At 68.2% G+C, this 24,681-nt stretch carries 17 protein-coding genes, 2 tRNA genes and 2 pseudogenes; 6 read left to right on the top strand and 15 right to left on the bottom strand.

Annotated elements, in window-relative coordinates; genetic code table 11:
• Positions 1-6: 6 nt before the first annotated feature.
• The 6 genes from ACFZDA_RS07265 to ACFZDA_RS07290 all read right to left on the bottom strand — a co-directional run bounded on the left by ACFZDA_RS07265 (position 7) and on the right by ACFZDA_RS07290 (position 8,860).
• Positions 7-1,044, bottom strand: a complete 1,038-nt coding sequence (locus ACFZDA_RS07265) for a transporter substrate-binding domain-containing protein (protein ID WP_391076179.1) — start codon at positions 1,042-1,044, stop codon at positions 7-9.
• Between the two features lie 29 nt (positions 1,045-1,073).
• On the bottom strand, positions 1,074-2,531 hold the full coding sequence (locus ACFZDA_RS07270; protein WP_391076182.1) for a hypothetical protein: 1,458 nt from the start codon (positions 2,529-2,531) through the stop codon (positions 1,074-1,076).
• 390 nt (positions 2,532-2,921) lie between these two features.
• Positions 2,922-4,331, bottom strand: a complete 1,410-nt coding sequence (locus ACFZDA_RS07275) for a Cys-Gln thioester bond-forming surface protein (protein ID WP_391076185.1) — start codon at positions 4,329-4,331, stop codon at positions 2,922-2,924.
• A gap of 280 nt (positions 4,332-4,611) precedes the next feature.
• Positions 4,612-5,088: a single-stranded DNA-binding protein gene (locus tag ACFZDA_RS07280; RefSeq protein ID WP_391076188.1), complete on the bottom strand. Its 477-nt coding sequence runs from the start codon at positions 5,086-5,088 to the stop codon at positions 4,612-4,614.
• 220 nt (positions 5,089-5,308) lie between these two features.
• Complete coding sequence (locus tag ACFZDA_RS07285) at positions 5,309-7,249, bottom strand: GTP-binding protein (RefSeq protein WP_391076191.1); 1,941 nt, start codon at positions 7,247-7,249, stop codon at positions 5,309-5,311.
• Between the two features lie 3 nt (positions 7,250-7,252).
• Entirely contained in the window at positions 7,253-8,860 is a 1,608-nt protein-coding gene (locus ACFZDA_RS07290) for a dynamin family protein (RefSeq protein ID WP_391076194.1), read from the bottom strand.
• Between the two features lie 321 nt (positions 8,861-9,181).
• Between ACFZDA_RS07290 and ACFZDA_RS07295 the strand changes: the two genes are divergently transcribed.
• Positions 9,182-9,257, top strand: a tRNA-Arg gene (locus tag ACFZDA_RS07295).
• Between the two features lie 262 nt (positions 9,258-9,519).
• On the opposite strand, the gene ACFZDA_RS07300 is transcribed toward ACFZDA_RS07295, so the two are convergent.
• The 3 genes from ACFZDA_RS07300 to ACFZDA_RS07310 are packed head-to-tail and all read right to left on the bottom strand — an operon-like array spanning position 9,520 to position 11,094.
• A complete protein-coding gene (locus tag ACFZDA_RS07300; protein WP_391076197.1) occupies positions 9,520-10,281 on the bottom strand; it encodes a tyrosine-type recombinase/integrase in 762 nt (253 codons plus the stop codon).
• Positions 10,181-10,900 (bottom strand): hypothetical protein, encoded by a 720-nt coding sequence (locus ACFZDA_RS07305; protein WP_391076200.1) that lies wholly within the window; start codon positions 10,898-10,900, stop codon positions 10,181-10,183. Before ACFZDA_RS07305 ends, ACFZDA_RS07300 begins: the two co-directional genes overlap by 101 nt.
• Positions 10,897-11,094 carry a helix-turn-helix domain-containing protein gene (locus ACFZDA_RS07310; RefSeq protein WP_391076203.1) on the bottom strand — a complete coding sequence of 66 codons (198 nt, stop codon included), beginning with the start codon at positions 11,092-11,094 and terminating at the stop codon, positions 10,897-10,899. Before ACFZDA_RS07310 ends, ACFZDA_RS07305 begins: the two co-directional genes overlap by 4 nt.
• A gap of 1,054 nt (positions 11,095-12,148) precedes the next feature.
• On the opposite strand from ACFZDA_RS07310, the pseudogene ACFZDA_RS07315 reads away from it, so the two are divergent.
• Together ACFZDA_RS07315 and ACFZDA_RS07320 are read left to right on the top strand one after the other, a co-directional pair.
• Positions 12,149-12,493, top strand: a pseudogene (locus ACFZDA_RS07315) (replicative DNA helicase); the annotation flags it as partial.
• 323 nt (positions 12,494-12,816) lie between these two features.
• Positions 12,817-12,909: pseudogene (locus ACFZDA_RS07320) on the top strand (formylglycine-generating enzyme family protein); the annotation flags it as partial.
• 213 nt (positions 12,910-13,122) lie between these two features.
• Here the strand turns inward: ACFZDA_RS07320 and ACFZDA_RS07325 are convergent.
• The 5 genes from ACFZDA_RS07325 to ACFZDA_RS07345 form a co-directional block, all read right to left on the bottom strand.
• Positions 13,123-13,386 carry a DUF6406 domain-containing protein gene (locus ACFZDA_RS07325; RefSeq protein WP_391076206.1) on the bottom strand — a complete coding sequence of 88 codons (264 nt, stop codon included), beginning with the start codon at positions 13,384-13,386 and terminating at the stop codon, positions 13,123-13,125.
• A gap of 15 nt (positions 13,387-13,401) precedes the next feature.
• Positions 13,402-15,399 (bottom strand): hypothetical protein, encoded by a 1,998-nt coding sequence (locus tag ACFZDA_RS07330; RefSeq protein WP_391076209.1) that lies wholly within the window; start codon positions 15,397-15,399, stop codon positions 13,402-13,404.
• On the bottom strand, positions 15,396-18,275 hold the full coding sequence (locus ACFZDA_RS07335) for a helicase HerA-like domain-containing protein (protein WP_391076212.1): 2,880 nt from the start codon (positions 18,273-18,275) through the stop codon (positions 15,396-15,398). Before ACFZDA_RS07335 ends, ACFZDA_RS07330 begins: the two co-directional genes overlap by 4 nt.
• A 13-nt stretch (positions 18,276-18,288) precedes the next feature.
• On the bottom strand, positions 18,289-19,749 hold the full coding sequence (locus ACFZDA_RS07340) for a hypothetical protein (RefSeq protein ID WP_391076215.1): 1,461 nt from the start codon (positions 19,747-19,749) through the stop codon (positions 18,289-18,291).
• Between the two features lie 944 nt (positions 19,750-20,693).
• Positions 20,694-21,890 carry an IS110 family transposase gene (locus tag ACFZDA_RS07345; protein WP_391076218.1) on the bottom strand — a complete coding sequence of 399 codons (1,197 nt, stop codon included), beginning with the start codon at positions 21,888-21,890 and terminating at the stop codon, positions 20,694-20,696.
• A 323-nt stretch (positions 21,891-22,213) separates the two neighbouring features.
• Here ACFZDA_RS07345 and ACFZDA_RS07350 point away from each other — a divergent pair, with 323 nt between their 5' ends.
• Together ACFZDA_RS07350 and ACFZDA_RS07355 are read left to right on the top strand one after the other, a co-directional pair.
• Positions 22,214-22,420: a hypothetical protein gene (locus ACFZDA_RS07350; RefSeq protein WP_391076221.1), complete on the top strand. Its 207-nt coding sequence runs from the start codon at positions 22,214-22,216 to the stop codon at positions 22,418-22,420.
• Between the two features lie 36 nt (positions 22,421-22,456).
• Complete coding sequence (locus ACFZDA_RS07355) at positions 22,457-23,251, top strand: DUF317 domain-containing protein (RefSeq protein WP_391076224.1); 795 nt, start codon at positions 22,457-22,459, stop codon at positions 23,249-23,251.
• Positions 23,252-23,434: 183 nt separating this feature from the next.
• On the opposite strand, the gene ACFZDA_RS07360 is transcribed toward ACFZDA_RS07355, so the two are convergent.
• Complete coding sequence (locus ACFZDA_RS07360) at positions 23,435-24,331, bottom strand: DUF5655 domain-containing protein (protein WP_391076227.1); 897 nt, start codon at positions 24,329-24,331, stop codon at positions 23,435-23,437.
• 210 nt (positions 24,332-24,541) lie between these two features.
• Between ACFZDA_RS07360 and ACFZDA_RS07365 the strand changes: the two genes are divergently transcribed.
• Positions 24,542-24,614, top strand: a tRNA-Arg gene (locus tag ACFZDA_RS07365).
• The last annotated feature ends 67 nt before the right edge of the window (positions 24,615-24,681 follow it).

The raw sequence follows: 24,681 nt of genomic DNA on the forward strand, positions 1-24,681 counted from the left end.
CGGTGGTCAGGTCGTGCGCAGGTACTGCGGTGCGGGTGGTTCCGACTTCTCCGAATCCCTGCCCAGTGTCGCCGACAGCCATTTGCCGTACGACGCCTGCCAACCGGTCGCGGTGTCCTTGCGGTAGTCCACCAGGATCTGGTTGACCCGGCGTACCAGATCGTCGGCGTCCTTCTTCATCGCCACGCCGTAGTACTCGGCAGTGAAGGCGTCGCCCTTGAGCTGGAGCGTCGGATCCTGTGCCGCCTGGCTCGCGGCGAGCGCCCCGTCGGTGACCACCGCGTCGGCCTCGCCGAGCTGGAGCCTGACCAGGCAGTCGAGTTGGTTCGGCACGGTCGTGGAGATGTCGGTGGTGGCGGGGAGTTTGCCGCTCTTCTTGTCGGCTTCCAGCGTGGAGTACGCCGTGGAGCCCGCCGCCGTGCAGACCCTCTTGCCGGCGAGCGTGTCGTCGTAGCCCTTGACGGGCGAGGACTTGGGGGCCAGGACCTGCTGTCCCGTCTTGAAGTAGGGCGCGGAGAAGGCGACGTCCGCGATGCGCGCGCAGTTGATCGTCATCGTGCGGACGACCATGTCCACGCGGCCGTCCCGGATCGCCGGGATGCGCTGGTCGGTGGGGATCGCCTTGAACTGGACCGCGTCACGGTCGCCGAGTATGTCCTCGGCGATGCGGTGGACCAGGTCGATGTCGAAGCCCTCCAGCTCCGCGGTCTTGCCGCTGTTGGGGTCGCGGTAGCCCCAGCGGTAGCTGTTCTGGTCGACCCCGACGATCAGCTTGCGCTTCTCGCCCTTGCGGTTCTTGATCGCCTGGATGGTGTCGCCGTCGGCCGAGGAGGGCGACAGGGTCTGCTTCTCGGGGGCCTCGCAGTCCTCTTCGGCCTTCTCGGCCTTGATCCGGGCCGACTGGGCGACGGCCTGGCCGTCCACGCTCCTCGGTGCGGACAGCGGGACGCACAGCGCGAAGACCGCCACCAGGGCGCAGACGACCGCCATCGCGGCCACCCCGCCCCAGCCCCTCAGCCTGGCCCGCAGACGTCGTGCTCGCATGGTCGCGCCCCCTTTCGCCCGTGTCCCGTTCATCGGTACTCCGACAGCCTGCGGCCGATGCCGAGCACCGCGCCCGCCGCGCCGAGCACCGCGAGGACGGCCGCGCCCGCCGACAGGCCCGTCAGGGCGTCCCGGCCGTCGTCGGCCGCGCGCTTGAACTCGGTTTCCTCGTGCGCGAGTGCCGTGCGCAGGTTCTCGTCGACGCTGTCGAAGCACTCGCCGGTCGTCTTCCCGGTGCCGATGACCTTGTCCAGCGCCTGCTGGTAGTTGCCGTTCTCGTCCTGCTCGCGGGCCGCGGTGTGGCGCTTCTTCCACTCCGTCATGTTGCCCACGGCGGCGGTGACGGGCTGTTCGCCCGAGGGGTCGTCGGCGAGCTTCGCGGCGTCCGCCAGGTACGTGCCGAGGGCGGCGATGTCCGTGCGGAAGTCGTAGTCGTAGGCGTCGTAGGTGTCTTCGCCGACCTTCTTCGTCTCTGCGCCTCGGGCCACCAGGGTCAGGTTCTCGTTGCCCCGTGCCTTGAGGGAGGCGATACGGGCGTCGTGCAGCACGTTCAGCGAGCGGACGCCGTGGTCGTAGGAGTCGTTGAGGCCCGCGCGGGCGAGGCTGTGGCCGACGACCAGCCAGAGGAGGACCACGGTCGCGGTGGCCGTGGCGGCGACCAGGCCGTGGTTCAGGACGCGGTTCGTGCGCTGGTAGTTGCGGTGCTGGGCCCAGGCGAGAGCGGCCAGGGCGGCGATGCCGAGCGCGATGGCGCCCCAGGGGTAGGGCGTGGCGTCCGCGTAGTCCGCGCGCAGCCGCTGGTTTTCCTTCTTGTACAGCTCCTCCGCTGCCGGGAGCATCTGCTTGTGCATCTTCTCGTTGGCGTAGCGGAGGTAGGCACCGCCGACCGGGAAGCCCTGGCGGTTGTAGGTGCGGGCGCGCTCGACCAGGCCCTTGTACTCCGGGAGGAGTCTGTTGAGCTTGGCGATGGTCGCCGCGGACGGGGAGTCCGGGTCCGAGTTGGCGGCGGCGTTGACGAGTTTCTCCGCGGCCGTGCGGATGTCCTTCTCGTAGCGGTCGCGGGAGGCGGCCGTCTCCTGCCCGCCGGCGAGGAAGCCGCTGGAGGCGGCGGTGTTGGCGTCCGCGAGGGAGCGGTAGATGTCGGCCGCGTCCGAACTGAGGGGCTGACTGCTGGTCAGGACGTCGTCGGCCGCTGCCGCGCGGTCGGTCATCTGCCAGGCGGTGACGGCGCCGAAGGCGACGACGAGGAGCGCGAGGAGGGCGCCGATGATCCGGAGACGGCCGGGCTCCGTGGTGGCGGCGGCGCGGAGCCGGTCCAGTCCCTCGGCGAAGGCGGTACGGCGGGGCTGGGGCTCCCTACGGCCGTGCGGAGCGTGCGGCGGCTGCGCCGGTGCCGGTTGGGCCGGTACCGCCGGGAGGGTGGGCAGGCCCGGGCCTGTTGGTGGTGTGCTGCTCGTCGGCAGGTGTGTCACTGTGACCTCCCCCATGGTCATCCGTCGCCGCAAGTATCCCTTCCGGCACTGACATCCGCACCGCCCTTGCCACGATCTTGATCTGATCGCAGCGCGAGGCACCACCCCTTGCCCAGAAACACGTCCGTGGGACCGGTTCGGTTCCCGCCGGGCATGCGGGCGGCTACTCCACGTAGCGGACCTTGTCACAACCGGCCGTCTCCCCAGCCGCACGGCCGCCTTGAGATCCCCGGAGACGGCGAAGCCGAACCGTACGACTTCGCGCACCCGGAATGCCACGTCCTCGTGGTGACGACCACGCCGGTCCCCGACCCCACCTTGCGGACCCGGTTGGAATCCATCGACGGCCTCGTGCATCTGGGGCACGAGTCGGTATGAGAACCGGCGTCGGCGGGCCGGTCCGGCTCAGTCCCCCGTCGGAGCCTCCCTGCGGCGGAGCACGATCAGGGTCGTTCCGCCGATCAGGACCAGGGTGATGGCGATTCCGGCGATGAGGGGCGTGACGCCCGAGCTGCCGGTTTCGGCGAGGTTGGTGTCCGTCGCCGTGCCGCCCACCGAGGCCGGGCTCGGTTCGCTGAGAGTCTGCGTGGCCGTGCCCGTCCCGCTGCCCTGGACCTGGCAGTCCAGCATGCCCGTGAAGCGCTGGGTGAAGCCGCCCGGGCCGTGGATCGTGAAGTCGTACGCCTGGTCCTCCTGGAGCGGAACCGTCACCGTTCGGGACTCTCCCGCGGCGATGGTGTGCTCAAGGCCCGCCAGTTCGAAGGTGAACGGCTCGTCGCCCTTGTTGGAGGCGATGATGTCCACGCCGCCCTCGGCGCAGTTCTTCGCCGCGGACAGGGCCGGGATCGCGCCCTTCTTCGCCCAGGTCGCGCCCGCCGTCGCCGACACCGTCGACTCGCTGGAACCGGCCAGGATCTGCGTCTGGCTCCGGCTCTCGGAGGCGAAGGCACGGCCGACCGGCACCGTCGTCGAGGCCTGCGCGGTCAGTTCCGCCGTGCCGGCCGCCGCCTCCTCGGGCACCTCGAAGAACACCTGCCCGCCGTCGGACGTGGACGTGACGGCCTTGCCCTGCTTGTCGACGATCCGCACCCCGCTCGTGGCGGCGTCCGCCGGCGGGCTCACCGTCACGCTGCCGGCGTTGGTGTGAACCGTCACCGGGCCCAGCCGCTCCCCCGGCCTGCCGGAGACGGCAGGCGGGTCGAGGGTGAGCGAGGCCCGGGGCTCGGGCAGGCTCCCGGCGTGCTTCTCCAGGTAGTCCGCGAGCTGCTCGGCCTGCGGGTCGAGGGCGTCGACCGCCACGTCGTCCGAGTACCGCCAGATCGCCACCTGCGTGCCGGCCGCCGCGTCCTGCTCGGTCAGCGCGCCACGGACGCCCGCCTTCCGGGCCAGCGCCGCGAGGTCGTTCACCTGCGGGTAGGAGTTCTGCAGGATCCAGCGGATCCGGCCGGCGTCCTTGTTGGCCCCCAGGGACGTGCCGCTCCAGGGCGTCTCGTGGTACTCGGCGTCCCGCTGCGTCGGGTTGTGCAGGTCGACGCAGTACGTCTGGAGCATGCCGCCGCCCTCGACGGACATCTCGAACAGGCCCGCCGACACCTGCTGGTCCCCGGTGGCGCCGTGTATCACTGCGGTGCCGAAGGTCTTGAGCCCGGCTATCGTCGCGGTCGCTCCGCCCTGACTCGGCGTCGTCTCCTCTGCTGCCGCCTGGCCGGCGCCGGCCAGCACACCCGCGGCGACGAGCCCGGACACGAGCGTCGCGGCACCGAGGCGGGCAGCCCCTCGCCTGCGTACGAACACCGCAGAGAACGAAGCAAACACCAAATTCCCCTTCGAGCAGGACCCGTCGATGTGGGGGGTACGGTCCCACCAGCAGAATCACAGACCTCACGGGCCGCAAGAGCCCCGAGAGCCATGCCCGGCATCCTAGGTACGCGACGGACACCGCTCGCCGGTGAGACCGTCGGACGAGTGATCCGACTCGGAATCGTTATCGCCAAGACCCCTTGTGAGCAGGGCTTATCGACAGTTCACCCCCGATTTTTCGGTGCGCACTCGTCAATAAGCCGCAGTTCGGGCACGCAGCTGCGGGTGTTTGACGTTACGTCAATACAGCGGATTCCGGAGGTCGTTGGGCCGAAGCATCAACCGTCTCCGGTGAACCCTCCTGCGACGTCTCCCAGTTGGGCTCCGGCTGCGTGGGCGCCGGGGCCGTTTCCGGCTTGCCTCCGCGGCGGAACGCCGAGGTGCCCCAGGCCAGGTCGTGCCCGATCGCCACCGCGTCGATGTCCGCCGACGTCCAGCTCTGCCCCTCGCGCACGTCGGTCCGCACCTTCAGCCTGCCCTGGACGATCACGGGCTCGCCGACCGTGAGCGACGCCGCCGTGTTCGTGGCGAGCTGGCGGTTGGCCCACACCGTGAAGAAGTTGGTGTGCCCGTCCGTCCACATGTTCTTCTCGCGGTCCCAGTAGCGCGCGGTCACCGCCAGCCGGAACCTCGCCGACGGGCCGGACGCCACCTCCCGGTACACCGGCTGCGTCGCCACCCTGCCGACCGCGCAGACCATCGTCTCGTTCATCGCGAACCCTCCCTCGCCCGGACTGCGACACCGGGCCGACGCGTACGGGCCCGTCCCGTACGGCTGTGTCTGCCAGACTGCCGTCGCAGGGCCGGGCCCGCTGTGCGCTGTGGATCACCGCCCGGCCTGTGGACAACCCCGCCACCCGGACGGGTGACACCGAGCGGTCAGTGACGCCGTAAGGCGAGCAATCCCCCCCGAGCACCCCCCTTCGGAGACGTCACGTCCCCGCCCCCACCACCTTCCCGTACTGCTCCCGAACCTCCTGGTACCGCAGCAGCTCCGCCGCCACCGGATCCAGCACCCTGGCCCTGCCGCACCCGGCCGCCGCCTCCCGCAACCGGCGTTCCGCCTCCAGCCCGTAGCGCCGGGCAGGCCCCCGCGCCGCCATCCGGCAGCTCCACTCGATGAGCGGGCCGCCGACGATGCCGATCAGCATCAGCAGCACCGGCACGCCCAGGTTCGGCGACATGACCCCGACGATCTGACCCACCAGCCACAGGCCGCCCAGGAACTGAAGGATCGTCATGGACGCCTGGGACAGCACGGCCACCGGCCACCACCCCGGCCGCGGCGGCCGCCCCGTCGGCACTCCCGCACGCGCACTCAACTCGTCCAGCGCCTCGGGCAGCCCCTGGGAGCCGCGGACGGCCGCCTCGCGCACCGCCTGCGCCCAGGGCGCGGGCAGGCCCGCACAGGCCCGGTCGGCCACCGTCCGTACCGCCTGCTCGACCCGCTGCCGGGCGGTGGCCTCCTCGTCGGCCTGCGTACGCGAGGGGAGCCGTCCCGTGGTGGGCTCGCCGCGGTCCTGGTACCAGCGCCACAGCCGCAGCCAGGGCGTACCGCAGGCGCGGTTGGCGTTGCGCAGCCACGCGCGTTCGGCGGCCTCGCCCGCCGCCGTGGCGCCCACCGCGTCCGCGAGCCGGTCCGCGAACTCCTCCCGGGCCTGTTCGCTGAGCCCGGTCCGCCGCCGCGTGGCGTAGACGGGCAACAGCCGTGCCGCCGCGATGTCCACGTCGGCCGAGATACGCCGGGCCGGCGCCGTGCGCTCAGCGACGAACTGGCCGAGCGCCTCGCGCAGTTCACCGACGCCGTCCCCGGTGAGCGCGGACAGCGCGAGCACGGTCGTGCCCGGTTCGCCGTACTCCCCGAGCGCGATGCCGTCCTCGTCGAGGAGCCGCCGCAGATCGTCGAGGACCTGCTCGGCGGCCTCCCCGGGCAGCCGGTCGACCTGGTTGAGGACGACGAACATGACCTCCGCGTGGGCCGCCATCGGCCGCAGGTAGCGCTCGTGGAGGACGGCGTCGGCGTACTTCTCCGGGTCGACGACCCAGATGACCGCGTCGACGAGCCCCAGGATGCGGTCCACGTGCTCGCGGTGCTGTACGGCGGCGGAGTCATGGTCGGGCAGGTCGATGAGGACGAGCCCGCGCAGCTGGGACTCCGCGTCCCCGGTCGGCAGCGGACGCCGGCGCAGCCGGGGCGGGATGCCGAGCCGTTCGATGAGGCTCGCGGCCCCGTCGCTCCAGCTGCACGCGATGGGCGCGGCGGTGGTGGGACGGCGTACTCCCGTCTCCGAGATGGCCACCCCGGCGAGCGCGTTGAACAGCTGCGACTTGCCGCTGCCGGTGGCGCCCGCGATGGCGACGACGGTGTGCTGCCCGGAGAGCCTGCGGCGGGCGGACGCTTCGTCGAGCACCCGGCCGGCCTCCGCCAGCGTCCGGCTGTCGAGCCGGGTGCGGGAGAGCCCCACGAGCTCGCGCAGGGCCTCCAGCCGGGACCGCAGCGGCCCGTCGTACACCAGCGGGGAGACCGTCGGCGGGGCCGCGGGGCGGCTGTCCAGCACGGCGTACTGGTGCCCTCCGGCGGTCTCGTCGACCCGCCGCGCGATGAGCCCGTCGTCCCAGGAGCCGGCGGATCCCGGGGAGGCCGGGGAGGCCGTTGGGCCCGGGGAGGCCGTACAGGAGGCGGAGTCGCCGTCCGGCACGCGCGCGTGGGTGCGGTCCGTACTCTCACCCCCGGAGGCGTTCCCGGAGGCGTTCCCGGGGGCGTTCCGGGGGGCCTTCGCCGACGGGTTACCGGCGGCGGCTGCCCCTGCCTTGTCCCCGTCGCCCGGCTGGTCGGCGCGCTCGTCGTGGTCCTGGTCAGTGACGGCGGTCACCGGTCACCTCTCCTTCTGCAGTACGGACAGGGCGGCGATGAGTTCGGCCTGGGGCTCGGCGTGGACGTCGAGGGCGTCGAGCGGGGCCAGCCGGCGCTCGCGTTCGGTGTGCAGGACCCGGTCGACGTGCTCGGCGAGCAGCCGTCCGGCCCGGTCGCGCAGCCGCAGCGCGCCGTGGGCGCCGATCCGCTCGGCGAGCCCCTCCCCCGCCATCCGTCCCCGGCGGCCGCCCAGCAAGGAGGTGGCGACCAGGGCGGCCACCAGGTCAGGGTCGGGCGAGAGGTTCCGGTCGAGCTCACGGACCTCGTCCTCGGCGTACTCCTCCAGCTCCCGCCGCCACCGCCGTACGGCGAGACCGATCCGGTGCTCCGCGCTCTCCGCGGCGGGTTCGCGGTCGGCGAGCCCGGGTGCGGCCGCCGCGGGTTCGCGCCGCCAGGCGTCGTCGATGCGCTCGTCGGCGGCGGTGACGGCGCACAGCAGCAGCGTGCTCAGGCTCTCCACCAGTGCGTCGAGGAGTTCCCCGGCGGTGCAGTCCAGGGGGAAGGCGCGCCACCTCTTGAGAGCGTCTCCCGCGAGCACCGCCCCGGCCTGCAACCGGCCCCGCACGCGCGTGTGCTCGCTGTCGTACGCCCCGTCGACGGCGGCGGTGAGCCGCAGCGCGGCGGCGTACTGTGCGGCGGCGGCGCCGGCCAGCTCGGGCATCCGGGCCTTGAGGGAGTCGAGGACGCCGTGCGCGGTGCGGGCGACGGCCTGCTGCCGGGCCGCCGGGTCCTGGACGTGATGGATGAGCCAGGTACGCAGCTGGGCCACGGCGCTGGCGGGCAGGAGCCCGCCGCCCCAGGCCGACTCGGGCAGCTCGGGCACGGTGAACCGCGGCACGTGCCCGAGTCCGGCCTTGGTGAGCAGGGCCCCGTACTGCCGCGACACCTCGGCGACCACCTGGTGGGGTACCCGGTCCAGGACGGTGACGAGGGTGACGTCGTACTCCTTGGCGGTGCGCAGCATGTGCCAGGGCACGGCGTCGGCGTAGCGGGCGGCCGTGGTGACCATGATCCAGACATCGGCCGCGCAGATGAGCTCGGCGGCCAGGACACGGTTGTCGGAGACCAGGGAGTCGATGTCGGGGGCGTCGAGGAGGGCGAGGCCGGGCGGCAGCGTTTCGACGGTCTCGACGCGCAGCACGCGCGCGGGGTTCTCGCCGGGCAGCAGCAGGTCGTCCGCGGACTCCTGCTGGGGCACCCACACACGGGTGAGGTCGGGCAGCACCCTCATCCCGCTGAACCAGTGATGGTCCTCCGGATGGCAGACCAGCACGGGCGTCCGTGTCGTCGGCCGCAGCACCCCCGCCTCGCTGACCCGGCGTCCCACGAGGGAGTTCACCAGCGTGGACTTCCCGGCTCCGGTGGAGCCCCCCACGACGGCCAGAAGTGGCGCTTCGGGGTCTCGCAGCCGGGGCACCAGGTAGTCGTCGAGCTGGGCGAGCAGTTCGTCGCGGCTGGCACGCGCGCGTGGGGCCCCCGCCAGGGGCAGCGGGAAGCGTGCGGCGGCGACACGGTCGCGCAGGGCGGAGAGTGCGTCGAGCAGCTGAGGCCGTACGTCCAAGGTCACCACATGCGAAGAATGCCCAATTTTAGGGGAATTCTGAAGCATATGAGCATGTCTGCGCGCCGATGGAACACAAGGGACGGAAGGGACGACTGCGACACGGGCCCACTCCAGGCATAACGAGTGCACAACACCCGATGCCTCTGACGCCAAAAGCGGTGCACGATTCGTACCTGCCTGCGATTATCAGGACCGCTTCACCGAACCTCCACATCGAGCCACGGAGGCGAAGCAACCAGGACAAGGAGCCGGGAGCCCTATCCTTGTCCCCGGCAACGTCACGGATCAGCCCACACCCGGGCACCGCGACAGAGGCCACCACACCAGGCCCCCGTAGCTCAGTGGATAGAGCAGGCGCCTTCTAAGCGCTTGGCCGCAGGTTCGAGTCCTGCCGGGGGCGCCACTGGCGTCACGCCAGAATGACTGCGTTTTCCCTGGTCAGACTGTGTCTGATCTCCGCACGTCTCCAGCGTACGCCGGACCTTCGAGGAGCGTGGGAGTCCGGCTGACACCGGCTGAAACTGGGTTTCTGCGGGTGCCTGTCCCCCATGCGTCCCCCAGCTTCCACCACCCAGATACATCAAAGGGACGTCTGCCGAGTAACACCGAAGGGCGGTGTGGGACCCAATGCACCGGGGTCCCACACCGCCCTTCTCGCATCCGGCTTACCCGGCCTTGCCGACATACCTGACGTCGTAAATCTGCTTCAGGTAGTTGTCCCGCTGGCCGACGATGCACCGCGCATAGATGGCCAGAAGTACGGGCACGCTGTTCCCGGCCCACTCGGCGACCTGGGCCGGGGGTATGCCCTTGTTGAGCCACGCGGTGAGGCAGGTGTGGCGGCAGTCGTACACGCGCTTACCCGCCGGCGACTTGTATTCGTGGGGCTGGAGGACCGCCTCTCGTGCCTTGTCCCAGACCCGTCGGAACACCGAGCCCGCCAGCCTGCCGCCGAACTCTCCAGGGAAGAGGAGATCGGTCGGCTTGAGCTTGTACTGGATGACCACCTCGCGAAGGAAGGCGACAAGGTCAGGATGGATGGGAACGGTCCGGGTGTCGCCCTCCGCTCGCCCCTTCAGGTCACGGTCGTCGTGAGGCTCTCCGCTGTCGGTCCAGTGGCTGCCGACCTCCGGCCGGGCGCTGTGGACGATGAACTCGCCCCAGCCCGTTTCGGGCAGCGTGGCGTCGCTCACATGAAGTGCGACGGCTTCCTCCGGACGGAGGCCGGCGTAGCAGAGGGTCGCGAAGAAGGCTCGATAAAGAGGCCCCCGCCGCAGGGGCCGTGTGCCGATCCAATCGAGGAGCGCGGGGTTCAGCAGAGAGCGTTTATCGATGGCCTGCGCGACCTTGGGGGCGCCCCCTCCACTGCCCTTGCCCTTGGGCAGGGGGTTCTGGCGGAGGATGCCGTGGCGGACGGCGTACTCCATCCAGGTTCATGATCCGCCGGTTGCGGGACACGGAGCTGGCCGCTGCGGCAGTGCCGTCCAGCAGCGTTCCGAGAGCGGAGACGACCGTGTCGATTCGGTCCGACTGCTCCCACGCTGCCATCGACAGCGTATTGCGCTGGACCCAGTCGAGGATGACGCGAACCTCGTCGGGCATCGGCTCTTCGGGGTTGGTCCGGCGCTTGGAGTTGAAGGCCCACTCACGCAGCGCCATCCGCACCTTGACGGGGTCGAACTGCTTCGGAGGCATCCGGAGCAAGGCGATGGTCGCGGCTGTCATCGCCTTGGCCACGTTCTTCCGCTGATTGGCGGAGAAGTGCGGCCAGGACTTGTCGACGAACTCGACTGCGAAGTCGTACCAGTTGGTATCCACAGCCTTGCTGGCGTACGAGAGCGGCATGCCGGTCTCGGTGCTGAAGGGCTCGCCATGCTTGACGGCGGTCAACAGCTCGGAGCGTCGAGCATCCGCGAGTGCTTTGGTCGGGTAGGTCTTGCTGTGCTTCTTGGTACCGACCTTCCAGACCACCTTGTAGGTGTACCCGTTCGCTCGTGTCCGGCGCTCGATGTTGTAGATCCGTACGTCAAACGTGCTGTCGATCAAGGGGCATCCTCACAATCACTCAGCCAATTTTCAAAATCGTTGTGCCGTATCCTGAGACTGCCGTTGGGAAGCCGGATGCAGCGCGGACCTCGCCCCTTCTGCCGCCAGTCGTAGAACGTGGACCGAGCTATCCCCAGCTCGTCACACACGTCATCGACCGTCAGCTTCTCCCGAGACCGGACTGCTACCGCCATGCCGTCACCTCGCCGCCGCCGCGAACGGTGCTCGGGGCCGTGCCGAGGCAGGAAAGGGCAGGGGGTAACGCGGATCGGTTCATGGAAGGGTTTCCTTGCTGGGGAGCGAGGAGCGACAGGAATGCAGCAGCTTCACCTCGTGCGGAATGCACCAGGACGGCCACCCGCCAGTGGCACGCGCTGCCCACGGCAAGACGCCGCAGCAGAGCCACCTCGCGCCTCCTCTTGCCAACGCGAAGCTGCTCGCGTCCGCCACGGCTCCACCGCCAAGCGCAGCCGAAAAGCGAACACCTCCATGGTCACGACGATCGCCGGTTTGGCTAACCGGCGATCGTCGGCTATGTTGCGCGCCGCATCACGTACCCGACCTCTGCTCCGCCTCGCAGTCGGCGGGGGGAGACAGGTTTGAATACTGAGGTCCAGGCGCGTCGCCCGAGGCGACGCCTAGGGGCCGTCACCCGTAAGCCGTTCTAGATTCACTGTGGGCCGCCACTGCGGAAGACCGGGGACGCAAGTGAAGCGAAGAAAGCAGATCGGGTAGCGGTTTCAGACAGACGGCCCTCCAAAGCTGAAGCCACGCCAGCGGACTTACCCACTCGACGCGCCAATCCGAGCATTTTCCAGATCGTGATCGCAGTCGAGCGCTAGCACCATCTGACCTGGTGTTTTGCGGGACGTTGTACGTTGACATAGCCGTGCCGCGGCTATCCAGTCTTACGGCACTCTTTCTTGTCTGCCGTCGGCGAATGCTCGGGACTTCGCCTGCCGCGCGGACGAGACGCTCAACGCAGGCAAGGCCATCTCAGGGCGGTTGCAAGTTCCGGGTGTGTGCGGCTGGTCGGGTTGCGACCGGTTGGGGCGCATAACTGGGCAGGCACGGGCTTCGTGATCATTGTAGTGTCTAAGCCTGATGATCACGGGTCCCGTGCCTGCCGCTGCATCTTCTCCCGTTCCCGCCGTGCTGGTGAAGCTGGGTCCGCTGGGCGTCGGTCGAACCGTCATCTGGCCAGCTCACCGACGCACATAACCCGACCTACAGGGGCTTCTGATAGACCTGGAAGACGGCAGTCAACCAGGCGAGGTCCTGCGCATGCTGGCCGAACCGGCCGGATCCGTCGGGCACTGGGGCGAACGCGCCCTGCAGCGCTCCCTCCTGGCCACGGCCGAGCACACCGGCCGGCGCATCGAGGCATACGCCGATGACCCGGCGAACACCCCCTTCCAGCTCGTCGTCGGCGCCCGCCGCGCCCTCGCCGACATCGCCGCCGTCCGCACCCGCTGGCAGAACGCCACCGGAGCCACCCCGCCACAGCAGCGGCGACCGACGCCCGCCATCCGCGCAGGCCCGCCGACCACCACGGCCGCACACGGCGCCCGGCCGACACGAGCAACCCGATAACTCGCGATTACGCCGGTGGCCGGACCCGCAGGCCCGGCCACCGGCAGAACAGATGAGACCCCCACGTGACTCCCGCCATCGACGCCCATGTCCGCCTCGACGCCCACCCCACTCACACCCCGTCAAGGTCGAGCAGCAACGTCGTATCGTTGAGCAAGCCCGTGGCTCCTGCATGATCGTTCTGCGTAGAGAACAGAAATGATCACGCAGGGCCACGGGCACCTTGCATCCAGGGCCAAGCAACCCGACCCAACACGGAGCGTGACGCCGTGTCAGCAAATCGAACCAGCGCACCGCTCAACTTCGAAGACGCACGCGCGCCGTTCGAAGAACACTGGAGCTGCCGAGCGGGCGTCCGCAGACGAAGCCACCCGACGTTCCGGGTGGACGACGTAGGGTTCCGGGTGGCGCGGTCGGGGGTGGGGTCCCAGTCCGGGCGCGGACCTCGGCGATCCGCTGCCGGTCGGCCGAACGCAACCGCGCCCGTTCCTCGGCCAACCGCCCCTGCGCGGCCCGCGCCGCCTCGATGACGGAGGTGTCCGACGCACCCTTGGCCTCCTCGGCTGCGATGAGCGCGTGTACGCGCCGATAGCCCCGTTGACGGCCTCGATGGTCCGCAGCGTTGATCGCTACCGTACGCGACGCAGGGTGACGTTCCAGGAGATTTTGTTGGGGTGGTTGATCTGCACGACCTCCCAAACCTCCTGCCCAAACTCAAATGTTTCTCCTTCGGTCAGGATTTCCGTCCGCTCGTCTCCGTCGGCAGGAATGATGGCGAGCTTCACCCGAGCAGGCAGCTCCGCGGTTGCTGGAACGCTACTCATTCCGCCAATTTCTCCCGCCCGCGCCCTGGCGACCGTGCCGCGTAGAACCATCAGTTCCTCGGCTGTCATCCGGCATCGTCCTCTCTACAGGAGCGTGGTGTAATCACCACGACCACCCTTTGGTTGAAATGCGTCCACGAACTCGTCCATGGTCAACGGCTTCGGATGCATAGTGTTCCATGGATTACGCAGATGAATCCTTTCATCCTGCACCGAGATGACCTCGTACGCGTGGCCGTCAACGACGCCACAGGGAAGCTCGATCTCCCCACTGTCCGCGTCCAAGCCCCGACTCCCCGTCAAGACTGGTTTTCCATTGGCCAGCTGATACGCGAAGTGACTCATTAGGCTTGAATTCGCGTCAGGGCCTTCAGGGAAGAGGTATACGGCACTTTCCTGACCCGTCATCTGAGTGAGCATCTCAGAGCGATCCCATGATGTCGACCCACGATTAAGGCGCTCATATCCCTCGGGGGTCGGGCCGTCCTGCAGTCCCTGACTCGATTTCTCCTCGCCCCAACGCGCTTCCCACTCCTCACGCCGGCCGGAACCCCACGTCTGGTCGACACCGGCCATCGCCTTCTCCATCAGAGCACACCATGCGGTGCCCTCTGTCCTCGCGAGCACCGAAACCCCAGGCTGATCCTTGACGGCAGGAAGGTCCGGGGTCAGAACGAGTTCCATCTGTCGACCGGTCGGACGCGCGATCCCGTCTACACCACGCTCCGTCTCGTGCAGGGAGACCGAGTATGTCCCGTCGCCGTTTTCCCGGATGCTGCTGAATATCACATCCGGGCGATGCCCTGCCACGGCACCGAGCGTGGCGATCACGCCGCAGTCGTACAGCGATCCCTGTGCGGTTTGTTCACGGGTGGGCGGGCCGTAGAAGAGAGGAATCCGTTTGCCACCGGAATTGATCGGGTCCCCGTACTCTGAAGGCGGGAGCGGGCGCTCATACATGTGCTCCACGCGGGGACGGTCAACCTTTTCCTCGATCTTTTCCGGCCCGTCTGTCGGAAGCTCGCTCTCCTCGCTCTCGGCCTTGTCGGAATCCAGGTCATGGCCGTCGGGCTCCTGAGCCGTGTCGCTTCCCTGAGCCAGAGCGTCCGGGTCGTAGTCGGCGAGTTCACTGGTCTCGGGCAATGACTCAGCGAAGTGATCCGGGGCGTCATCGAGTTGTTGACCGCGAGCATCGTCTGCATCGAATGGATCTGGTGCCTCTGAAGCATCTGTCGCCTCACTGGGCTGCTTCGGCCGCACGTCACCTTCTGGTGAGTCCGGTTCGTCGTGGCCGACAAGGTCCGCACCGAGAGCAGGCAGTTCGGGGGCCTCTACCGAGTGGTCTATGTCAGACGGGGCCAGAGCCTGCTCCGGGGGCTCGGCGTCCGCAATCTCCCCGGAGTCTCGTGCGTCCGCCTGGTCGAGAGCAGCGGGCGACTCCTGGTCTGAGGCGTCGCCCGGTATCGGATTCTCACTTGAGGTCTCCTCGTCCGCAGACTCTGGCCCCGGTGCTTCGGTTGACTCCGAAGCGTCTTGGGCCGGGGTTTCTACCAACAAAGACGTCGGATCCTGCGCTTCCTCCGTCGGGGCCGCGGCTTCTGGGGGGTTCAGAGCGACGTCATCCTCTTGGGCCCGATGCTCGGGCACGTCGCCCTCACGTCGCGTTGCTACCGCGCCCTTCTCCGGCACGGCCAACTCCTCAGCAGATGCAATCTCCCCCCTCCCCGCATCACCATCGTCAGCATCACCTACGGCATCTATATCCCCCGCCGTCGCATGCCCTGATTCGTCGTGATCTGAAGACCCGCTGTCGATCGGGTACGCCGACTCCTCCGGCGCACCGTCGCCGTCGGCCTCCGCCCCTGGCATCCCCGTCCCTTGGTCACCGTCGACCGGCACTTCCAGGTCCTCCGGCGCGCCGTCACTGACCTTCTCTCCTTCTGCGCCACAAAGGGAGGAATCGTCGGCATCAATGTCCTCCATTGTGGTGTGGCCGGGCTCATCATCGCCCTGGGAGGGATCGTTGTCCGGTGTCTCTGGGATCTCCGGCTCAGGCAGCGTTTCCGGAGCGTCTGCGCTCATGGCCTCCTCCCGTCTGTTGTGGTCACTGCCTGCACGAACGACTTCAGTGGCCACCATGGCACTTGGAGGAAGGAAGCCGCCTTCTTCAGCCGTTCTTGGGGGTCTCTCGCGTTGTGCAGCGCATCGCATGCCTGGCGCCAGGCCATGGATTGGCCCCGCACCGTAGTCTCCGATGGTCGCCAGGTGTCGGGATGCGCTTTCCAGGCTTCCAGTTGCTCCTCGACGGTGCGGCCCGGCAGCCGCAGCCCACGGGCGGCCCAAGCCGCCGTGTCGGGGTGAGGGCCCTCCCTCGACGTACCGGCCGCCTTGAGGGCCCGGTACACGTCTGCCCAACGCCAAGTACCTGCCTGCCACTCGACTTCACCGCGCGGGCAGGCGCTGCCTCCGGCCAGGACACGCATCGCTGAGGCCGTCACGTGCTCCAGCAGGCTCTCCGGCGGATAGAAGTCCGACAGTCCTGCCCAACGGTCGTCAACGGCTGCGTTGATGCGCGCAGCGATGGCGCACTCAAGGATCCGTTTGTCCGCCCGGTTCCGCAGTCCCTCGAGCCAGGATGCGTGGGGCTGCGGCGAGGACCAGCCGCATACATGAGCGATCGTCAGTAGCTCCATCCAAAGAATCAAGTCGGGGCCCTCGGCCAGATCGCTGCCGAGACTGATTTCGCGCAGAGCAGGGGGCCGGTCCCAATCCATATATCCCAGCGCGGAGTGCGGGTTCGACGCTGTGGGAAGGGCTCTGGAGGCTTGTGTTGTGCTCTCGCGGGCCAGTCCCAGCGGCACGGCGATCCGCAGGGGGCGGTCCATGCCGTCCGCGAAGGCGGCCGCCCGGCCTGGTGGGAGGGAGACGATGTGCCGGGACTGCTGGGGGGTGAGGTTCATCGTCGCGCCAACGGCCTCGCGGTCATCAGTTGCCGGGAGCCGGTGGACGATTTTCAGGGCCGTGTTTTTGACGACGTCCGGCAGGATCTTCGACGGGATCTGCTCTGCGACCACAATGCCCTCGCCGTAGGCTCGGATCTCGGCGAGCAGCGAGGCGAAGAGCTCTACCGCGTGGGCGGCCGGGCTGCCCGGCGGGACGTTTTTGAGGAGTCGGTGTGCTTCTTCGATCACTGTGACGTGCCGCAGTCCACCGCCTCCGGTGGTGTCGGTGCGGTGGACTCGTAGGTGTTCGTAGATGCGGATCAGTACGGCTCCGATGAAGAACGCTTTGTCCTGGTCGTTGCCGATGTCTTCGATCTCGAGCACCACGTTGCGGTCCAGGAGGCTGCTCATGTCGATGGGGTGGTGGGCTTCGAAGAACCACCCGGGGGTGCCCATCCGGAGCGATCCGAGTCGTACGTCGATGAAGCCGCGTACGTTGTCGGCGACTTCCTTGCCGTATCCGATGTTGTCCACGACCTCCAAGGCGGCTTTCTGCACGTCGGCCAGGCCGGGATAGCGTGGTGCCCTGGGAACGCCTCGGCAGGTGCCCAGCGCCAGGTTCCAGCCCATCTCCTGGTAACACCTGGTCAACGCCTGGCTGAGAACCTGCGGAAACGGATCCGTGGCCTCGAAGGCGGCCAGGAAGAGGGCCCGGACGAGGTCGAGGTGGGTCTGCAGCGGGAACCCAGCCTCCGGTTCGAGCGGATTCAGGCCCACCGGGACATCATCGGGAGCGCCGGGACGGATCACCGTGACCTCGGCGCGATCGGCCAGCCGGCCCGCCATGTTCGCGTACTCGGCCTTGGCCGGCTCAATGACCAGCCAAGGGACCTCGATGTCGTGCAAGGACTCCAGCAGATGCCGTACGGTCTGCGATTTTCCGGAGCCGGTGGCGCCCGCGACGAAGGCATGCCGGTTGAGGGTGTCCGTGGTGATGCCCAGGGCACTGATCGGCTGGTCTGCTTCGTCAAGAACCGAGCCGAGCACAATGTCCCCGGTTGATTCGGGGGTGACATCAAAGTCGGCGCGCTCGACGTGACGAACGCCTGGCAGTTCCTTGCGCGGTGGACGGGCCAGCACGGCCAGCAGCTCGGTGCTCGCAGGGAAGGGGGAGGCTGGTTCGCCGGCCGGGGTTGTTGCCGCCTGCCATGCCTGTGCCAGATCACCGACCGGCGGTCCGGGTACGAGGGTGTAGGGCTGCTCGTCCAGATCAGCGGAGCTGCACAGCAGAGCGGCTGCCCGACGGGTGGTGGACGCGTCGGGCGAGCCGACCAGGACGTGGATGTTCCACATCCCGCTGGGGCGCGCCCTGGACAGCTCCCGATACCGGGCCTGGGCACGTTCGAGTGCGACACGGTCCAGTTCGGAGTTCTCCCGCTGCCTGAGCCCCGGAATTCTCCCGGTCAAAGCCGTGCGCTCCCTCTCCAGCGCCTCATCGCTGAGCGGTTCCGCGAGCACCATCCAGACGAACGGGTCACGCATGTGGCCGACGTGGTCATCGAAGCCACCCCGCATGACCTTCGGCCGGTCCGCCGCCGGCGTCCACAAAGGATCCGCCTGTCCCCGGCAGCGGGCCCAGGATGCGAAGCCGGCTAAGTCGGGAACACAGGCGGGCACGGCCACCGCACCCGGCGGATACAGCAGGGGGTAGCCGCGAGTTCCGGTAGCTTGCCCGTGGTCTCTGGCGAACGGTACGAAGGGACATCCTCCCACCAGGACATCGAGCTGCTGGCTGCCGGGGGCCCGATGCCACACCATGGCCAGTGCCGCCCCTGGGCAATCGCTGAACTCGGCCCGTGCGGCGGCGAGTGCGGCGAACAACTCCGCCGGCGTACGGTCCGGCCCTAGGTCTTCGGCAGCCTGCCGGGGGATGTCCAGCAGCCGGTGAAACCGGAAGCCCTCTAAGATCATCGATGCCTTGCTGGAAGAGGCGCGGGGCTCACCGCGTTCCGTCACAGCGATCGCCTCCCTACTCGGGTAGCCGCGGGGCATCGGCTACGTGCGGTAGGAGGGTGATGGCAGGGTTGCAGTCGCCGAACACGACGCGTCGGCTTTGCGGACTCGTCTCGATCAAAATGAGTCCGGTGGGCGGCAGCGATTGGATTTGTGTCGGCTCCACTGTGAATTCATAGACCCGGGATACCGTCTCGCCGCGCGTCACGGATTTATCGGTCGAACTGTTGACGGTATTTTGCCAACTGGTCGACCATCCCCCCGTCTCGCTATCACCTCCGCCGTAGCTGTGGGATCGCCCCATGGAGTGTGATTCTCCTACCTGCCGCGTCAGCTGATTCATCACGAATTTGTGTCCCTGGCCGATAAATTCGGCGGCGGCTTTCGCTTCTTCGGCGTTTCCCAGCCTCATGAGGACCGTCGCGCTGTCCTGACCTCCGAGGAGCGGCCGGATCTCCTCGCGCACATGTGTCATAAGAAGCATGAGCCGGACGCCGGCGACGCGCGCCTGGCGAGCAATGGATTCCAGAGCGGAGCGTCCTAGGTGCTCCGCGCCGGCGATGACCAAGGTGCCGGCGTCCGCCGGGACGCGGCCACGGCGAAGCTGATGCAGGATGAGGAAGAAGACGACGCGGTCGATGACGTCCTTGCGGCGCTCGGTCACATCGTGCGTGGAGAGGATGGTCAACTGCCCGGGAGCCAGCCACTGGTCCGGGGCGGGGAGGGTGAGGGGGTTGTGCTGGGCGCGGGCCAGCAAACGCGTCACGTCATATACGAAGCGCAGCTCGTTCTGAATCCGCTCGCTTTGCCCGACGACATCGATGGCCGTGGTGAGACTGTCCAGTTCCCTGGCCGACAGGGGTTCCGGCGCGCGGTCGGGTTCGTGGACGCGCAGGAGGACCTCCAGTCCGGAAGCGATCCGGCCGAAGGTGACCGCCCCGTCCAGTCGCTCGAGCACAGAGTGCAGGATGCTGGCGTCCGTCGCGCGCAAGTCAGCGTCGGCCCCGTCCGGCCGCAGCGTGGAAAGGGCCTCCGCCAGCACCTCGGCCAGCTCCTCCGCGGACAATCCCCACGACAGGTCAGGAGGCGCGGAGGCCGACGGCAGCTCCACGCGCACCACCGGCACCCCTCGCGTATCGGCCAAGGCCGCCAGCTCCCGGCCTACCGTCTGATGACTGAGATCGAGGAGCCACAGTCCCTTTCCGTTGGCGAGGAGAGACGCTCCCAGAGTTACCAGAAGAGCCGCCCACCCATCCGCCGTGCCGCCATAGACATCAACCCGACGCGGGCGGGATGTGAGATGAACCGGAAACCACCGCAACGCCTCGTCGACCCGCCGCCGCTCCGCGGCATCGTGCGTGAGGACATCCGCCTTCCAACGCTCGAACGCGGCCTCGTGAGCCTCTCTGAGTTCTTCCCGTTTCTGCTGCGCACCCGACGCTTTCCATTTATATCCAATATAGGGAGCGACGCGCATGATGAGGATTATCCCGGCAGGGATCCAGGCCACGGTGGCAACAACAAAGCTTCCCAATATCGCAAATAGAGCTCCCGCAACAAACATCCCACTGAAGACACATCCCAAAAGTGGAGGGAGTGCGCCTCCTCGATAAGTGGGCATGGGTGGGTCATGCCATACCGGCGGATTGTTATGATCTGGGTGGAGGCGAGGGACCGGATGAATGTACTCCCATCCCAGCCTTTCCACGCCATCGAACACGCGCGTTGATAATTCGACGCGCGCGTCGGATTTCCTCTCCACCGCTCCCCCTCATTGTCTACGCATTACCGTCACGCCACCAAACCGCGACAGGACGACGCACGCTGAAGCGAAAGGCCACCGCCCCTGGCAGCTCTCCCATTGAACAACACCAGACGCCTCGTCAACAGGCCCACCAACCGTCGTGAAACCCCGACTTGGCGCCAGACCAGAGACCCACACGACTCAGCCGCGCATGCACTTGGCACGTCAATGCCCGGCGCGGGGTCCGCGGGCGGGACGGCCACCGCGTGTGCGTCAGCGCTCTCGCTTCGGGGGGTTCCCAGCCCAGCCCACCACGTCCGCGACACCACATTCACCCAGGACGCCTCCAGGATCCACAGCGTTGGCCTGCCTCGCACCATGACCGCCCTGCGGAACCTCGCGATCAGCGTGTTCCGCCAGGACGGCCACACCAACATCGCCCGCCGTCTGCCGCCACACCGCCCGCGACCGACGGCGGCCCCTCGCAGCCCTCGGAATCATGTAATCAACCGGACAGATCGCCTACATGCAAAGACCCTGGGCCTCCCGGGCGGCGAATGTTCTGGCCCAGACCGGAAACGCCGAAATCGATAAGTTCGGGCCGACGCATGACCGCGGATATGGCGCACGGACTTCAGCCGTGCTATGCCTCGCTCGAACGGTGCCCAGGACGATCCTCATCGCATAGCCGGCGCACGAGGGGCGAAGGCTCGGTTGTCGCGTAGAAGGGCCCACAAGACACTGACGCGCCGGCGGGCGAGCGCAATGACGGCCTGCACGTGCTTGCAGCCCTCGCCTCGCTTCTTGAGGTAGGAGTCCCTGTTCGGGCCTTCGCGGATGATGCTGGTCTGCGCAGACAGGTAGAACACCCTGCGCAGGCGTCGGCTATAGCGCTTGGGTCGGTGCAGGTTGCCGATACGACGACCTGAGTCCCTCGGCACGGGCACCAGCCCCGCTGCGGAGGCCAGATGGCCCGCGTCCGCGTAAGCCGACAGGTCACCGGCGGCTACGACGAACTCTGCACCAAGTATTGGGCCCATACCGGGCAACGATTCGATGATCTCGGCCTGAGGATGGGTGCGAAACGTCTCCCGGATCTGGCGGTCGACGCGCTTGAGTCGGTCATCCAAACTGAGGACCTGGGCAGCCAAAGCAGCGATGATCTGCGCGGCGACGTCCTCACCGGGCAGCGAGGTGTACTGGGCTTGAGAAGCCTCCAGCGCGGTGGTGGCGACCGCGGGGGCGCCGCGAACGCCGCGGTTGGCAAGCCATGCCGTCAGCCTGCTCAGCCCGCGGCGACGGATGGCTGGTGGAGTCTGGAATCCGGTCAGCAGGACAAGGGCGCCCTTGTGGGCCGAGTAGTCGAAGGCTCGTTCCAGTGCGGGAAACACACCACTGAGCACATCACGCAACCGATTAATCATACGGACACAGTCGGCAACCAGGTCCGACCGGTGTGCGGTGAGCAGCGCCAGGTCGGCTGCCGGCTGGGCAGGCACCTCGATGGTCGCGAAGTCGCGGCGGTGGCGGGCGGTTTCGGCGATGATGTAGGCGTCGCGCGCGTCGGTCTTGGCTTCACCACGGTAGGCGCCAGCCATCCGGTTGACGGTACGACCGGGCACGTAGACAGCCTGCTGGCCGTGGGCAGCGAGCAGGGCCAGCAGCAGAGCAGATGCTGTTCCGGAGATGTCTACCGCCCAGCGGACCTCATTCGCCAGATCGAGTATCTCGCCGAGCGCGGTCAGGATCGCTGTCTCGTCGTTGTCGATCTTCTTCGACCAGAGGGTCCCGCCGGTCTCGTCAACCACCGCCGCCCCGTGATGGACCTTGCCCGCGTCGATCCCACACCAGACTTGGTCGCGCCTCTCGCTCACTCGCCCCTCCTCGTTCCAAACAGCTGAGCCGTGGGCCCGAGGAACGGCCCCGCTGTCCGCTCCGTAAATAGCGACCGCACAAGGCGCGCACATCTCAATCAGCAGCCAGGGCGCCCCGGAGAGCCGGACGGCCACTCCTCGCTAGCCACTACTGGCAGGCCCTACTCAGCCACATCCGGCCCTCCCGGGCCGCCCAACAACTTACGGAGCCCTACTGGGCCGCCGACGCCGCCAAGCACCTGATCAGCGAGGGCATCACCGTCGAAATCACCCCGCGCCTCCAGGAGGCCATCGACGAGGAATGGACTGGGCCGAACTACCCGATGCCCTGGTGCACCCGCAGCGAAATCCGCGAGGTCTCCAATGAGGCGCAGAAGATCCACGACGACATCAGCAACGGCCACCTCCTCATCCACGCCCATGCTCACGACGGCCACACCACCGTCGCGGTCGGCACATACCTTTACCGGGACGGCAAGTCTGTCTACCTGCACGGCGAGGATCATCTGCGTCAGGTCGCCGATACCTAGGTCCACGCAGCCGAGATGCGCCCCGGCCCGGCGCCCTTGACCGACACCGAACGCGCCGCCATTGCAGCGCGTTCCGTCTTCGACGTCACCACAGCCAAGCCCGAACCACCCCGCCCCCAGCTGGAGGCCGTCCCCGTCTACCTGGCCGATGCCGGCGACCACGACGCGCTCCTCGACAGTTTCCTCGACGCACACGGCGAGTTCGAAAAGTGGCGGGCCTGGTCCGATGAAACGACCTACGCCATCCATGAATCGCAGACTCTGCGCATCGAGCGCGCCCACGAAACCCTTGCCCGCGAGACCGCCTGGACCGTAGCCGCCTACGAGACACCCGTCTCCGATCGCATGTGGCACCTCACCGCGACCGACGCCACCCCCTCCCCGGTGCTGCAGAGTCTGCTCATCCACCTCGCCGAGGGCGACGGCTGGGACACAGTCATCGGCACCCCGGTGGACGAGAGGACGGTCACCACAACCACGCAGCCGCTCGCTGAGGCCGGGTGGAAGCACACCCTGACAGGGCACGGGATCCGGTGGACATCCCCCGACGGGCAGGCAGGCGTCCGGTTTGACCCACTGACCGCGCAGCACCCTCAGAACCCGGCCACCTGGACCATCTGGGCCGGCTCTGACCCGGACCAGCCCACCTGGGCCATCACCGCGTCCCCTCACACCCCGAGCTCGCTACTGGCCGACCTCTCCGAAACTCTCGCCCACGAGACCGGCACGCGTCAGGCGCAGCCGGGCCACGAGCACAGGCCCCGCCTTGCTGCCAGCGCGCTGGCGCCTCCGGCGGTCACGGCCGGCCGACCCGCCAGCCGTTCACGCTGATCATCGGCCCGCAAAGCGGGGCAACATAGCGCGGGATCGCCGGTTGGCCAAACCGGCGATGCCGCACACCATGGATAGTCCACCGCCACGCCCTGCCCGCACGTCGAGAGGCTTTTCCCACAACCACGACCACGGACACGACACATAGCGCAGCCCGCCACAAGGCCGGTCAGCGACGGGCGATCATGCCGCCACGTAGCTTGCCCGGAACAGATCCTGCGCCCGCTCCACGTCTCTGAGCGTACGAAGCTGGACCTCAAGATCTCCCGTCCCGTGGTGGCCGAGACCGGACACGTCCCGGGTGAAGCCCGGAACGAGGTCGACGTCCTTCGGGTCGACCTTCAGGTAGACGAGCAGCTTGCTGCGCTGCGGCGGGCACAGGCAGGCGAAGTTCCGCAGCCGCTGATAGGCCCGGTAGGTCTTGCGCTCAACCCGGTTCACGCCGTCCCCGAGCCCGAGCAGGACCTCGTCGACCGCGCCCGCCAACTCGCTCATCGCCGCGCCCTGGACGTCGGCCGCCGCCCGGGCAACCGCCCGGCGCCCCGCCCGTCGAGCCACCTGCATGCCGCCGCTCACGGACGCCACGGTCTCAAGGCCGAGCAGGTCCCTGCCGAAGAGTCGGTAGCGGACCAGGTCGATCGAGCGCCGGTGCTCGCGCACGGCATGCACGTCGTAGCGGGTGAAGTCGCCGGCGATACAGATCAGGCGCGGGCCGCTCCACAGGACCTGGGAGGCGGCCGTCACCCCGAGCCGGTCGCGGACCAGGTGCTCGAACTCCGCCCGGTGGTCCATCAGCCACGAGAGGTAGAACAGCCCCTGGTTGATGACGCCGGCGTCGACACCGCGCTTGTACTCGACGATGACCGGCGATCCGTTCTCGTCCAGGGCGAGCGAGTCAATCCGCCCCCCGTGGACGGGCCCAGTGCTGTACTCGCTCGCCAGGAACCGGACGCCCAGCAGCGTCTCCATATGCGCCTCGACGAGACCCTGCACATCGGCCTCGATCTCAGCAAGGCGCGGCATGACCTCGGTCATGCCGCTATTCGTCGTGTCCGTGCGGAACAGCTTCAGGCCCGACACCTTCCCCTCCTCGGCTCGGAGATCACCAACGCCGGTGAGGTACGGGATTGTTTCCGCGAGAGGCTTCGAGGGCGTGAAGATAATGTGAGACCCTACGTACGGCCCGATCGGGGAGCGCTCGCGTCCCCCGGGCATCGGGAATCCGCGATTCCCCCATGTGTCCCCCGCGACTCGGGGGACAGCGCCCGGAAGCTGCGTTTACGCAGGTCAGCCCCCGTAGCTCAGTGGATAGAGCACGTGCCTTCTAAGCGCTTGGCCGCAGGTTCGAGTCCTGCCGGGGGCGCAAGTCTCCGCCCTCCCATCGGGAGGGCGTTTTTTTCGGCGCCGAGCGCATTCGTGTGCTCCGGCTT

Origin of the sequence: Streptomyces sp. NPDC007991, assembly GCF_042958445.1 — a bacterium.
Classification (GTDB): Bacteria; Actinomycetota; Actinomycetes; order Streptomycetales; family Streptomycetaceae; genus Streptomyces.